General features: G+C 73.5%; 13 protein-coding genes. 4 read left to right on the top strand and 9 right to left on the bottom strand.

The annotated features are described in order from the left end of the window. Positions 1-6: 6 nt before the first annotated feature. A complete protein-coding gene (locus tag LQK89_RS00520) occupies positions 7-3585 on the top strand; it encodes a bifunctional proline dehydrogenase/L-glutamate gamma-semialdehyde dehydrogenase (RefSeq protein WP_231049811.1) in 3579 nt (1192 codons plus the stop codon). Between the two features lies 1 nt (position 3586). Beyond that, positions 3587-4333 carry a tyrosine-protein phosphatase gene (locus LQK89_RS00525; protein WP_231049812.1) on the top strand — a complete coding sequence of 249 codons (747 nt, stop codon included), beginning with the start codon at positions 3587-3589 and terminating at the stop codon, positions 4331-4333. Positions 4334-4396: 63 nt separating this feature from the next. Here the strand turns inward: LQK89_RS00525 and LQK89_RS00530 are convergent, their stop codons facing one another. The 8 genes from LQK89_RS00530 to LQK89_RS00565 form a co-directional block, all read right to left on the bottom strand. Further along, positions 4397-4603: a hypothetical protein gene (locus LQK89_RS00530; RefSeq protein WP_058741608.1), complete on the bottom strand. Its 207-nt coding sequence runs from the start codon at positions 4601-4603 to the stop codon at positions 4397-4399. Between the two features lie 63 nt (positions 4604-4666). Further along, entirely contained in the window at positions 4667-4960 is a 294-nt protein-coding gene (locus tag LQK89_RS00535) for a hypothetical protein (RefSeq protein ID WP_231049813.1), read from the bottom strand. Between the two features lie 65 nt (positions 4961-5025). Continuing rightward, the gene (locus LQK89_RS00540) at positions 5026-6021 is read right to left on the bottom strand and encodes an SDR family oxidoreductase (RefSeq protein ID WP_175326184.1); all 996 of its coding nucleotides are present in this window, start codon (positions 6019-6021) and stop codon (positions 5026-5028) included. Positions 6022-6108: 87 nt separating this feature from the next. Next, complete coding sequence (locus tag LQK89_RS00545) at positions 6109-7383, bottom strand: phosphatidylserine decarboxylase family protein (protein WP_231049814.1); 1275 nt, start codon at positions 7381-7383, stop codon at positions 6109-6111. Positions 7384-7468: 85 nt separating this feature from the next. Continuing rightward, positions 7469-8251 (bottom strand): YqjF family protein, encoded by a 783-nt coding sequence (locus LQK89_RS00550; protein WP_231049815.1) that lies wholly within the window; start codon positions 8249-8251, stop codon positions 7469-7471. Next, on the bottom strand, positions 8248-9078 hold the full coding sequence (locus LQK89_RS00555) for a nitroreductase family protein (RefSeq protein WP_231049816.1): 831 nt from the start codon (positions 9076-9078) through the stop codon (positions 8248-8250). The genes LQK89_RS00550 and LQK89_RS00555 overlap by 4 nt, the downstream gene beginning before the upstream one ends. A gap of 3 nt (positions 9079-9081) precedes the next feature. After that, positions 9082-9465: a hypothetical protein gene (locus LQK89_RS00560; RefSeq protein ID WP_231049817.1), complete on the bottom strand. Its 384-nt coding sequence runs from the start codon at positions 9463-9465 to the stop codon at positions 9082-9084. A gap of 10 nt (positions 9466-9475) precedes the next feature. Next, positions 9476-9913: an Lrp/AsnC family transcriptional regulator gene (locus tag LQK89_RS00565; RefSeq protein WP_058741615.1), complete on the bottom strand. Its 438-nt coding sequence runs from the start codon at positions 9911-9913 to the stop codon at positions 9476-9478. 290 nt (positions 9914-10203) lie between these two features. Here LQK89_RS00565 and ddaH point away from each other — a divergent pair, with 290 nt between their 5' ends. Both ddaH and rocD read left to right on the top strand, forming a co-directional pair. Further along, positions 10204-11094, top strand: a complete 891-nt coding sequence (gene ddaH / locus LQK89_RS00570) for a dimethylargininase (protein ID WP_231049818.1) — start codon at positions 10204-10206, stop codon at positions 11092-11094. After that, entirely contained in the window at positions 11094-12314 is a 1221-nt protein-coding gene (rocD, locus tag LQK89_RS00575; protein WP_175326179.1) for an ornithine--oxo-acid transaminase, read from the top strand. The genes ddaH and rocD overlap by 1 nt, the downstream gene beginning before the upstream one ends. A gap of 143 nt (positions 12315-12457) precedes the next feature. Here rocD and LQK89_RS00580 read toward each other — a convergent pair whose 3' ends face one another. After that, positions 12458-13453: an SDR family oxidoreductase gene (locus LQK89_RS00580; RefSeq protein ID WP_231049819.1), complete on the bottom strand. Its 996-nt coding sequence runs from the start codon at positions 13451-13453 to the stop codon at positions 12458-12460. Positions 13454-13461: the final 8 nt, after the last annotated feature.

Here is a 13461-nt window from a genome sequence, read left to right on the forward strand (position 1 = left end):
AGGGGCATGCCGAGCGCGCGACTGCAGGACTGCACCGACGACGCCGTCGCCCTCGTGCGACGGTGGACGGCGGCGTCCGCGGGACGCAAGCCCGACGCCGGTGCAGCCCGACTGGCCCAGGTGCTCCGTGACGAGCAGGGCCTCGCCTTCACCCGCGGCTTCCTCGACCGGGTGGTCCGGCCGGAGGACCCGCGGGTCGCGGCACGGACGCTCGAGCAGGTCAGCCAGGACGTGCCGGAGGACCTGGCCTGGTACCTCCGCGGCGCGGTGACCCTCGGTGGCGGCTTCGCGACGATGGCGCCGTGGGCCGTGGTGCCGACCGCGCGCCGGATCCTGCGTCGCGTCGCCGGGCACCTCGTCGTCGACGCGACCCCCGCCAAGCTCGGGTCCGCCCTGGCGAAGGTCGGCGGCGCGGGCACCCTGGTCGAGGTCGACCTGCTCGGCGACGCCGTCCTCGGCAGCGCCGAGAGCGACCGACGGCTGCAGGCGACCGTGGAGCTGCTCGAACGACCGGACGTCGACCGCGTGGCGGTCTCGCTGCGCAGCGTCGTGCCGCAGCTCGCGCCGTGGGCCCCCGAGCGGACCGTCGAGCGCGCGGTCGACCGGCTCGTGCCGCTGTTCCGGGCGGCTGCCGCCCCGATCGCCCTCGGCCGTCCCGCCGGCACGGTCACCCTGCAGGCCGGTCTCCACGCCGACCAGGCCCTGACCATCGCGGTGTTCCGGGCGCTGCTCGACCGCGACGAGTTCACCGGTCTGCAGGCCGGGATCACGCTCCAGGCCGCCCTGCCGGACACCGCGGCGGCCCTCGACGACCTGACGACGTGGGCGCAGGAGCGTCGGGCACGCGGCGGGGCTCCCGTCACGGTGCGGCTCGTCAAGGGCGCCGAACTCCCCGCCGAACGGGTCGAGTCCGTCCTGCGCGGCTGGCCGCTCGCCACGTGGGGGTCCAAGCGCGAGACCGACACCGCGTACCTCCGGCTGCTCGACGCCGCACTGACGCCGGAGCGGATCGACGCCGTTCGGGTCGAGGTCGGCAGTCACAACCTGTTCGACCTCGCGACCGCGTGGCTGCTCGCCGGCCGGCGCGGGGTGGCCGACGGGGTCCGGGTCGCGATGCTGCTCGGGATGGGCACGGGCACGACCGACGCCGTGCGCCAGGACGTCGGGCCGATCGTGCTCGGCGTGCCGGTCGTGCAGCCGGACCACTTCGACGCGGCCATCGGTTACCTGGCCCGACGCCTGCAGGAGAACGCCGGCCCCGAGCACTTCGTCGCCGCGATCGGCGCCGGGCCGATCGACCCCCACGCGCTGGAGCAGCAGGCCGCGCGGCACCGCGAGGCCCTCGACGCCCTCGACGAGCCGGTGCCCGCGACCCACCGCACCCAGGACCGCCGACAGCCCCTGGGCAGCCCGACGATCCGGACGGCCTTCGAGAACGCTGCCGACACCGATCCCTCGACCCCGGGCAACCGCGCGTGGGCCGCCGACGTCCTGGGCCGGGTGCCGTCGTCGCGGCTCGGGGTGCAGACCCTGCGCGGCGCCCGGACCGCCGACCGGTCGAAGCTCGAGCGGATCGTCGCGCGCACCGCGCAGGCCGGCGTGAACTGGGGTCGCCAGGACCCGGGCGACCGCGCCGAACTCCTCGACCTGATCGGCCACGAGCTCGCGGCCCGTCGTGCGGACCTGGTCGAGGTGCTCGTCGCCGAGACCGGCAAGACCCTGACCGAGGCGGACACCGAGGTCACCCGGGCGGTCGACCTCGCGCACCACGCGGCGGACCGGGCACGGCACCTCGCCGGGCTCGACGGCGACGGCGCCCGCTTCGTGCCCCCGCGCCTGACCGTCGTCGTCCCGAGCTGGACCGCGCCCGTCGCGATCGCCGCCGCCGGGGTCACGGCTGCGCTGGCCGCGGGGAGCGGTGTCGTCCTCAAGCCCTCGCCGCGAGCGGGACGCTCCGGCGCGGTGCTCGCCGACGTGCTCTGGGACGCCGGGGTCCCGCACTCCCTGCTGCAGCTCGTCGACCTCGACGTCGACCAGCTCGGCCGCGACCTCGTGGCGCACCCGACCGTCGACCGCGTGCTCCTGACCGGGACGACCGACACCGCGCGCTCGTTCCGCTGGTGGCGGGCGGGTCTGCCGCTCACCGCGGCGACGAGCAGCCGGAACACGGTCGTCGTGACGCCGAGCGCCGACCTCGACCAGGCGGCGCAGGACGTCGTGCACTCCGCGTTCGGCCAGGCGGGCCAGGACCGCGCCACCGCGCCCCTCGTCGTGCTCGTCGGCTCCGTCGGTGAGAGCGAGCGGTTCCGCCGACAGCTCGTCGACGCCACCCGGACGCTCCGGGTCGCGTGGCCGCAGGACCCCACCGCCCAGGTCGGTCCGCTCGTCTCGGAGCCGAGCGGTGCGGTGCTCCGTGCGCTCACCGAGCTCGGACCGGGCGAGTCGTGGCTCGTGCAGCCCGCCCCGCTCGACGACACCGGGCGGCTCTGGTCGCCGGGCATCCGCGACGGGGTCCGTCCGGGCAGCGCCTTCCACCACGACGTGGCCGCGGCGCCCGTTCTGGGGATCGTGCACGTCGAGACCCTCGAGCAGGCGATCGCGGTGCAGAACGGCCCTGACTCCGGACTCGTCGCCGGGCTCCACTCGCTGGACGTCGACGAGGTCGGCACCTGGGTCGCGTCGGTCCAGGCCGGCGAGCTCGTCGTCAACCGTCGGACCACGGGCGCCGTCGTGGGTCGGCGTCCGACCGGCGGCTGGAAGGCCTCGTCGGTCGGCCCCGGTGCCCAGACCGGCGGTCCGCTCGACGTCGCGACGCTCGGCCGGTGGGAGCCCGTCCCGCGCAGCGTGCACAAGAGCATCCAGCTCACCGGGCTACCGTCGCGCGTGACGACCCTCATCGAGGCGGCCCGCAGCGGCCTGTCGTTCGAGGAGTTCGACCAGGTCCGCGCCGGCGCCCTGAGCGACGTCCGCGCCCGTCAGTCGCTGTACGGCCGCTCGCAGGACCCGACCGGGCTGGGCATCGAGCGGAACGTGCACCGCTGGCGTCCCCGGTCGGTCGTCGTCCGGCACGCCGAGGGCGCTCCGACGGGTGCCCTGGTCCGGACGCTCGTCGCCGCGACCTCGGCGCGCGCCCACGTCCTGCTGAGCACGGCACGCCCCCTGCCCGGCCCCCTCACCCAGCTGCTCGCCGGACCCCGGTCACCGCTCGACGTCGTCGACCACCTGGTCGAGTCCGACGAGGACTTCCTGGGCCGAGCGGCGTCCGGCGCCGTCTTCCGCAGCGACTGGAGCACGGGCGACGAGCCGCAGGACGCGCTCGAGGCCGTGCTCGCCCAGACCGAGGGCCAGGACCGCCCGCCGACCGCCGCGTTCGGCGGCCCGGGCGCCCGGATCCGGATCGTCGGAGGCGACCCCCTCGCGCTCGAGGAAGCCCTCGGCGCGAGCGTGGACGTCGACGTGGTGGACGCCCCGGTCGTCGAGTCCGGCGTCGTCGAGATGCTGCACTACCTGCGGGAGCAATCGATCGCGATCACCGCGCACCGCTTCGGCGACGTCGACCCGGCCTTCGCGGCGCTCCGTGTCTAGCGTGTCCGGATCCGCCCGGTCCGGGAGCCTGCGCCGGCTCGTCGCCGACGGTCTCGTGAACGCCCGCGACCTCGGCGGCCTGCCGCGGCGCGACGGCACGACGACCCCGACCGGCCGCGTGTTCCGGTCCGAGAACGTCGACCGGCTGACGGCGGAGGGCTGGCGCGCGGTGCACGACGCCGGCATCCGGACGATCGTCGACCTCCGGGCGCCCGACGAGCGTGCCCGTGACGAGAACCCGCGCCCGTCCTGGGTCACGACGGTCGCGGTCGACCACGACGGTCGCGACGACGCCCCGGCGTTCTGGGACCGCTACTGGGAGAACGGTCTCGTCGCGACGCCGCTGTACTACGGCGCGCACCTCGGCGAGCTGCCCGAGCGCACCGGGGCCGCCCTCGCCGCGATCGCAGATGCGGGCCCGGGTGGCGTGCTGTTCCACTGCGCCGCCGGCCGGGACCGCACGGGCATGGTCGCGCTCGCCCTCCTGACGATCGCCGACGTCGAGCCCGAGGCGATCGTCGCCGACCACCTGGTCAGCGCCACGGACCTCGCCGCCCTGTGGGCGGCGCTCGGTGTCCCGGACCAGCAGGTCCGCATCGACGCGCTCTGCGCGGAGCACGGCACGACGGTCGCCGACGCGTTCCGCGCAGCGCTGGCGGCGTTCGACGTCGACGGGTTCGTCGCGTCGTCGGGACTCGACGACGCCCGACTGGAGGCCCTGCGCACGTTCCGCGCGCGCGTCACGTGAGCCGCGCCTCCGGTCCGGAACAGGCGGCCGGAGCACGCCGGACGTGCGCCGTCGGACGCGAGGTCAGTCCTCGGTGGCTGCGCCGTCCTCGTGCTCGACGCCGGTCTCGTCCATCCGGTCGCGGAGGTGGTCGGCCATCGCACCGGCGCCCTCGCCGTGGTGGTCGTGGTCGACCTGCTCGATCAGCCCGCGCAGCTTCTCGTGGTTCGTGGCCTCGTTCGCGCCGTCCATCACCGGTTCGGTCTGGACGCCCTCGTCGTGGTTGCTCATGCCCCGGACGCTACGCCGTGCCCTCGTGCGCGAGTGTGGCCCTGTGCGGAAGGCGCGCTGCCGTCAGCGGCGTCCGCGCCCGACCGACGCGACCTCGGCGACCGCGAGCAGGACCGCGAGCACGGCCTGACCGAGTGCGAACCGGCGGAACCGGGGGAGCAGGAGCAGTGGGAGCATCGTCGCGCCGTGCAGGACGTCCACGACCGCACCGGCGGTGTGGGCGTCGGCCGTGTCGATCCGTGCGGTGATCGCCGCCTGCCCGGTCTGTCGGACGGCGAGCACCCCGTGCAGGACCCGGTGCGGCGCACCGCGTCGTCCCGCGAGCACCAGGTGCGCGACGCCGACGACCGCGCGCACGACCTCGACGATTCGACCGTCCTGTGCCGAGCGGGGCCGTGCCGACCGATGCCGCGGCGACCGGCTCATCGACGACGTCCGGCGGCGAGTGCGACCGCGCCGGCGATCCCGAGCGCGGCACCGAGCAGGCCGTTGCCGAGCCGACGGTGCTCCACCCACCAGGTCTGCGGCGACCAGGCGTGCGCGGAGTCGTCGAACACCCCGTGCGCGCCGTGGTCACCCGGGACCGGTTCGTACAGGTTGACCCCGATCTGGTTCCCGTCCTTCTGCGGCGCCTGCTGGCCGGAGACGAGGGTCTTCGCCGCGTACCAGTCGGCGAAGCGCCCGCTGATGCGGTTACCGAGGATCGTGTAGACCGTCGACTCGCCCACCCAGGTCCGACGGCGGGGCCGCTCGGCGACCGTGGCGATCGCTCGGGCGCCGACCTCCGGCTGGTAGATCGGTGCGACCGGCTGCGCCAGGTGCGGCAGCGTCGACTGCACCCACTGGAACTGGATCGTGTTGAGCGCCGGCATGTCCACGCGGGACACCGCCACCTTGCTGCCCTGCTGCTCGAGCTCGGACACCACCGATTCGGTGAACCCGACGATCGCGTGCTTCGCCCCGCAGTAGGCGGCCTGCAGCGGGATGCCCCGGAAGCCCAGCGCCGAGCCGACCTGCACGACGTGGCCGCGGTCGCGGGGCACCATGCGGCGCAGCGCTGCGCGGGTGCCGTTCACGAACCCGAGGTAGGTGACGTGCAGGGCACGCTCGAAGTCCTCGGCCGCGGTGTCCAGGAACTTGCCGAACACCCCGACCATGACGCCGTTCACCCACAGGTCGATCGGCCCGAGCTCCTGCTCGACCCGGTCCGCGGCGTCCTCGACGGCCTGCCGGTCGGACACGTCGGCGACGAGCGCGAGGCCCCGACGTCCGGCCGCCTCGACCTCGGCGACCGCGGCCTCGACCCCGTCGCGACCACGGGCCAGGACGGCGACGTCCCATCCGCGTGCCGCGAGTTCCCGGACGGTCGCCCGTCCCAGTCCCGCCGATCCTCCGGTCACCACAGCCACACGCGTCATGCTCCCCTTGTACGCACCGCGCGACGGGCGACCACCCAGGGGTCGTACCCCGGCGGCGACCGGTGGGCGCCGGCGCCGGGCCGGACGCTACTGCTCGTCCGTGCGCCGCGTGGCAGTCGCCAGGTGGGACCGCACGTGCAACAGGGCGGGTTCCTCGTCGGGGGCCTGCGGGACCGCGCCGAGCGAGAACGACTCGACGACGCCGGGGCCGAAGAGCACGCAGACGCTCGACCCGCCGAACCGGAACCACCCGAGCTCGTCGCCCTTGCCGACGTGCGCGCCCTCCTCGACGCCCTCGCCGATCACGCACGAGGACACGTCGGACATCCCGACGAACACCACCGCGACGGTCCCGATCGCCGGGTCGTCCGCCTCGACGAGCACGATCGCCCGGGTCGCCACGTGCGCGAGGTACCCCTGCGACCGCTGCGGCTCCGCGGCGTCGGCGCCCTGCGAGTCGGCCTCGGAGTAGTAGGTGCCCGGCTCGACCCAGGCGCGCACGATCGTCCCCGCCACCGGGCTGTGCCAGCGGTGGTACTCGAGCGCGCTGAGGAACGCCTGCCACACGGTGCCGTCGACGAACAGGTCGACGGACTCGTCGCCGGCGAGCAGCTCCTCGACGGAGTACGGTTCGGCCTTGATCCAGAAGTCGTCACGGCGGTGGACACCGCTCGCGATCCGGTACGGCGTCGCCTCGCACGGGCTGACCACGACGGCGTCGTCGTCCGGTGCCGCGACGGGACGCGCGCCCTCCTTGAACTCCCGCGTGAAGAACGCGTTCCACGACGGGAAGCCCCAGTGCTCGGCGTCGGGGTCGTGCACGAACTGGTCCATCCCGAGGGCCCGCCGCGCGGAGTCGTTCAACCACCCGGAGGGCTCGTCGACCAGTACCAGGAGCGAGTTCTCGCTGTCCAGGAACGTGCACCAGCCCTGCAGGATGTCGCGGATCGCCGCGTTGACCCGCGGGTCACGGTAGAAGGCGAAGCCGGCCGGCGTGGCCTTCGTCCAGTCGAGGACGCCGTCGAGGGGCGTCATCACCATCTGCTCGTCGCTGTACTCCGGAGCCGTCGTCACGACGTCGTCGACGAGCATGAGCAACTCGTCGAAGCTGCGTAGGTGCCGTTCCCGGTACGCGCGGCCCTGCGGCACCTGCGCGATCATCTCGGACGCCTGCATGCGCAGCAGCGGGTCGCCCTCGACCAGGTCCCGCAGCGCGGCGACGGCCGGGTGCAGGACCCGGTCGGGGTCGCGTTCGTCCAGCCGCTCGCGGCGGCCGCGGAGCCACCCCTCGAGCCCGGACTGGTCCTGCGGGAGCCACCCCGCCCGGCGTCGGACGTCCTGCTGGTGCGCGCTGTCGTTCACCGGTCGGACGCTACTCATGCCCACCGGGCGGCCCGCTCAGCGCGCGGCACCCCGCTGCGCGGTCCGCTCGGCGCGGCGCGGCCCGTCAGCGGCCCCGGCCGAACCGGGTCGTCACACCGGGGGAGTACAGCACCGAGTCCGGCTCGAGCCCGGTGAGTCCGAACGGCAGCCCCGCCGCGGCGACCAGGTCGTCCCGGAGCGTCCGGAGCGTCGCCCGGTGCAGCGGCCACGGCTCGTGCTCGTTCGGCCAGTACCGGGTCGCCCCCGCCCGACGCACGTGCATGCCCCAGCGCGCCGTCAGGAAGGTCTCGAGGGCGGACGGCTCCGCCACGGCCTCGCCGACCTCGACCTCGAACAGCGACCGCAAGTGCGTCCCGTGCCGCCGCATCGCGTAGCCGACGCGTCCGCCACCGGTCCGCACCTCGGCGCGCGCCCACCAGTACGGCAGCGCCGTCGCGACGCGCGCGCCGACCGTCGGCAGGAGCTTCCCGGCGTCGAGCGACAGGAACGCGACCCCGCGTCGGCCCTGGTCGTCGCGCGTGTAGACGCGGACGTTCACCTCGACGAAGTCACCGACGCTGCCGGCCCGCCCGAGCGGTCCGAGCGGCGGGAAGCGGGTGTCGGTGAACCGGAAGCCGATCAGACCCACCCACGTGGTCGCACCGTCGTCGGTACCGTCGAGCGCCATCGTGTCCGGTCGCGCACCCGCCGGCAGCAGCGGCGCGACCGCGGACACGTCGACCCGCCAGTGCACGAACACGACGTCGAGCCAGTCCTGTGAGATCCACGGTCGCCCCCGCAGGGCCGGTGCGACCGAGGCGACGGCCTGGAGGCCCGGCTCGGCCCCGGCGGACCGGCCGCCGGTCACGAGTCGCTCCCGTCCACGGCGGTGGTCGCCAGGGGAGCGTCGTCCCACCCCTGCTGCGGGGTGTCGCAGGTCCCGCGGAACACGTACTGCGAGGCGCGCTTCCGTTCGCTCGAGGTCCAGTCGATCGCGGGGCGGCGGCGCTCGGGAGGCAGGTACCCGATCCGGTAGACGGCCATCAGCTCGAGCGAGTCCGGCACGTGCAGGAGCCCCTCGATCTCCGCCCAGGCGCCGGGGGTCTCCATCGGGAACGACACGAACTGGATCCCGAGGCCGAGCTCCGTCGTCGCGAGCCAGACGTTCTCCATCGCCGCGCCCATGCTGAACACCGAGTAGAAGCCGGACAGCTCCTCCTTCCGGTACTCGTGGCGGTCGAGCAGCACGCCGAGCAGCAGCGGCGACCCCGCGACGAGCCGGCGGTTCTCCTCACCCAGGGTGTGCGGCACCCGCAGGGTGTTCATGAGCAGTTGCCCGCGCTTTGTGAACACCTGCTTCGTGAAGGGCTTGAGCGGTCCGGGGAGCTTGTCGAAGAGCATCCCGTCGCGGCGCTCGTCCATCTCGGCCTGCGAGAACCGGAAGTACGGCCGGTACCGCTCGAAGAACGTCCCCTCGGCCATCGTGCGGGTCATCGAGCGGCCGCTGATCTCGGCGATGCGCTCGATCGTCGGGCGCTCCTCGACCAGGACGAACCGCCACGGCTGACTGTTGAGCTGCGAGGGGGCCCGTCCGGCGAGCTCCATGAGCAGCCGCTGGTGCTCCTCGGACACCGGGTCGGGCAGGAACGCCCCGTTCGTCGTGCGCCGGCGGCGGATCGCCTCGAACAGCTCCACGGATCACCCTCCTGGTCGCCCGCGTGCGAGCAGCGCCCCCAGGTAGGACGGTGCCGCGGCGACCGCGACTCTCCAGTGTGCTCGCGAGCGCGGGTTCGTGCGCGGGGCGACGGCGAGCGGGACGAGTGCCGGGAGCAGGAACAGCGCCGAGCGGTCCCGGGTCCACACCGGGGTCGTCGCGGCGACGCCGGTCAGGGTCGCCGTGACGACGAACAGGCCGTGGTGGACGACGCGGAGCTTCTTCGTCCGGATGACGCGGACGGCGACCGCCATGCCCCACAGGCAGTTGGCCAGGTATGCGACCGACGCAGCGGTGACCAGGTGGCGGGCCGCCGTCGACGTGCCGGGCGCAGCCCCGTGCCTCCCGGCCGTCGTCCCGCGTCCCACGGACGCGACCCTACGCGGACTCGCGGCTGACGAGCTTCGAGAGGACGATCGCACTGCGGGTGTGGTCGACCTGCGGTGCGAGGCGGACGCGGTCGAGCGCCAGCTCGAGGGCCGACAGGTCCCGCGACCGCATGTGCACCACGGCGTCGGCGCTGCCCGTGACGGTCCCGGCGTCGACGACCTCGGGCACGGTGTCGAGCAGCGTGCGGAGCTCGTCGGGGGAGACCGTGCCGCGGCAGTAGAGCTCGACCCAGGCCTCGGTCCCGCGGTCCTCCACCGCCGGGTCGACCTTGATCGTGAAGCCCTGGATCACCCCGTCCGCGACGAGCCGGTCCACCCGGCGCTTCACGGCGGAGGCCGAGAGTCCGACCACCGACCCGATGTCGCCGTACCCGGCGCGGGCGTTCTCCCGGAGCTGGTCCAGGATGCGGTGGTCGAGCGTATCCATGTTCGTCAATCGTACGCGCGGTTCTTGCGAGTCCGGTGGGTCCGACGCAGGAATCGTGCGTCACCCGAACGGGTGCCAGGGCGTGATCGAACCGTTGCTGCACCGATCGGACGGTTCGTGCCGGGGATCCGGCGTCGGTTCTCGTGTTGGTGCTGTTCCGCTGCGGTCAGTCGTGCAAGGATCGAGCCGGCGTCGACCTGGTCCGCTGCGGTGAGTGAGCCTGCGTCTCGCCGGAGTGCTTCACCCGTGGTGGTTCCTGGCAGGCTCGGGCCCCGGTCCCAGGAGGACTGATGTCGAACACCGCAACCGAACCGCAGGCAGCACCGGCCCGTGTCGCCACGAAGCGCACGATCCTGATGTGCAAGCCGACGCACTACACGGTCAGCTACCGGATCAACCCGTGGATGCACCCGGAGGAGCCGACCGACACGTCGAAGGCCGTCGAGCAGTGGCAGTCCCTCGTCGACGTCTACGAGCAGCTCGGCTTCGACATCTCGTACATCGAGCCGATCGAGGGCCTGCCGGACATGGTCTACGCGGCGAACGGCGGCTTCGTGCTCGACGGCGTCGCGTACGGCGCGAAGTTCCAGTACCCCGAGCGCCAGCCCGAGGGCCCCGCGTACATGGACTGGTTCCGCGACGCCGGCCTGCGCGTCGCCGAGCCCGTCGAGACGAACGAGGGCGAGGGGGACTTCCTGCTCATCGACGACGTCATCCTCGCCGGCACGGGCTTCCGGTCGGACAGCAGCTCGCACGAGGAGATCGCGAAGGTCTACGGCCGACAGGTCATCACGCTGCAGCTCGTGAACCCGAACTTCTACCACCTGGACACCGCGATCGCGATCCTCGACCCGGTGCCGGACGCCTCCGGCCGCTCGAACATCGCGTACCTGGAGAGCGCGTTCGACGAGCCCTCGCTGGCGATCCTGCGCGAGCGCTTCCCCGACGCGATCATCGCGACCGAGGAGGACGCCGCGATCCTCGGGCTGAACTCGTACTCCGACGGCTACAACGTCGTGATCGCCTCGCGCGCCACGACCTTCGCCGAGCAGCTCCGCGAGAAGGGCTACAACCCGATCGGCGTCGACCTGTCCGAGCTCCTGCTCGGCGGCGGCGGCGTGAAGTGCTGCACGCTCGACCTGCACACCGTCGGCACCGACACCTCCGTCGCGCGGTCCTGATGCACACCGCGACGGGGACCAACACCTCGGCCGCGCTCGCCGTCGAGGACCGCTCCCTCGCCCACAACTACAGCCCGCTCCCGGTCGTCATCGCGTCCGGCGACGGTGCGTGGGTGACGGACGTCGACGGCAAGCGCTACCTGGACGGGCTCGCCGCGTACTCCGCGGTGAACTTCGGCCACGGCAACCCGCGGCTGCTCGACGCCGCCCGGGCCCAGCTCGACCGGGTGACCCTGACGAGCCGTGCCTTCGTGAACGACCGGCTCGGCCCGTTCGCGTCGGCGCTCGCCGAACTGACCGGCACCGAGCTCGTGCTCCCGATGAACACCGGGGCCGAGGCGGTCGAGTCGGCGATCAAGGTCTCGCGCGCCTGGGGCTACCGCGTCAAGGGCGTCCCGGCCGGACAGGCCACGATCGTCGTCGCGTCCGGGAACTTCCACGGCCGCACCACCACGATCGTGTCGTTCTCGGACGACCCCGACGCCCGCAACGACTTCGGCCCGTACACGCCGGGCTTCCGCACGGTGCCGTACGGCGACGCGGCCGCCCTCCGCGCGGCGATGGACGAGACCGTCGTCGCCGTGCTGCTCGAGCCGATCCAGGGCGAGGGCGGGGTCGTCATCCCGCCCGCCGACTACCTGCCGGCCGTGCGCGCGGTCTGCGACGACTTCGGCGCCCTGTTCGTCGCCGACGAGATCCAGTCCGGGCTCGGACGCACCGGGCACACCCTCGCCGTCGAGCGAGTCGGGGTGCGGCCGGACCTGGTCACCCTCGGCAAGGCGCTCGGCGGCGGCATCGTCCCGGTGTCCGCGGTCGTCGGCTCCCGGGACGTCCTGGGCGTCCTCCGTCCGGGCGAGCACGGCTCGACGTTCGGCGGCAACCCCCTCGCGGCCGCCGTCGGCACCGAGGTCGTGGCGATGCTCGGCGAGGGCACGTTCCAGGAGCGGGCGCTCGCCGGCGAACCGCTGCTGCGCGGTCTGCTCGACGACCTCGTCGGTCGCGGGGTCGTGGCGCACCGCGTGGCCGGGCTCTGGGCGGGGATCGACATCGACCCCGCGCTCGGCACCGGCAAGGAGATCGCGCACGACCTGGCCGACCGCGGTGTGCTCGTGAAGGACACCCACGGGTCGACCATCCGCTTCGCGCCGCCGCTCGTCGTCACCGACGACGAGGTCCGGCTCGCGATCGGGACCCTCGGCGAGGTGCTGGCCGCGCGCTGACGCGACGCGACCACCCGACGGACGGGAGGCACGAGGCGGATCCGCCACGTCCTCCCTCGCGGGCTCGGTCGGCGCGCCCCGCGCAACGCTCCGCGTCGCCGCTGAGCGGGGCGCGCCCGTCCGTCGTTCCGGCTGTTCCGGCGTCAGCGCACCCGCCAGCGCTCCACCAGCTGGTCCATCAGGCCGTCCAGCCGCTCGTCCGTCACCTGCCGCGACGGGTCCGCGTCGAACCACGCGACGATCTCCCGCGCACCCTGCCGGATCGACGTGGTCTGCGCGAACTCCGGCACCAGCGTCTGCACCTTCGTGTTGTCGAACACCGAGGTGTTCGCCTTGTCGCCGAGCAGACTCGCACCCCAGTCCGTGTCGAGCGCGTCGATCGCATCGGACGGCACGTGCACGATCTCCAGGTCCTCGACCCCGGCAGCGGCCGCGAGCTCGTGCGCGATCCGGTCCCAGGTCGGTGCCTCGTCGCCCGTGATGTGGAACGCCTCGCCGATCGCCTCGGCGCGGTCGAGCAGCCCGACGAACCCGACGGCGAAGTCCCGCGCGTGCGTGATCGTCCACAGCGAGCTGCCGTCGCCGCACACCACGACCGGCTTGCCCGCACGCATCCGCCCGAGGACCGTCCACCCGCCCGAGAACGGCACGAGGGTCTCGTCGTAGGTGTGCGACGGGCGGATGATCGTCATCGGGAAGTCGTCCTCGCGGTACGCCTCGACGAGCAGGTCCTCGCACGCGATCTTGTCCCGCGAGTACTGCCAGAACGGGTTCTTCAGCGGTGTCGACTCGGTGATCGGCAGGTGTGTGGCGGGCGTCTGGTACGCCGAGGCCGACGAGATGAAGACGTACTGCCGCGTCCGCCCCGTGAAGACCTCGACGTCGCGCTGCACCTGGTCCGGCCTGAACGCCACGAAGTCGACGACGACGTCCCACCGTCGGTCGCCGATCGCGGCTTCCAGCGCGGTGCGGTCCGACACGTCGGCCTGGAGGCGCGTCACGCGCTCCGGGATCGGCCGCTTGTCCGTCTCGCCCCGGTTCAGCACGGTCACGTCGAACCCCTGCTCGACGGCTTCACGCACACAGGCGGCGCTGATGATGCCGCTGCCGCCGATGAACAGCACGCTCGGTCCCGACATGGATGCTC

The sequence above is a fragment of the Curtobacterium sp. C1 genome, assembly GCF_021049325.1.
Taxonomy (GTDB): Bacteria; Actinomycetota; Actinomycetes; order Actinomycetales; family Microbacteriaceae; genus Curtobacterium; species Curtobacterium citreum.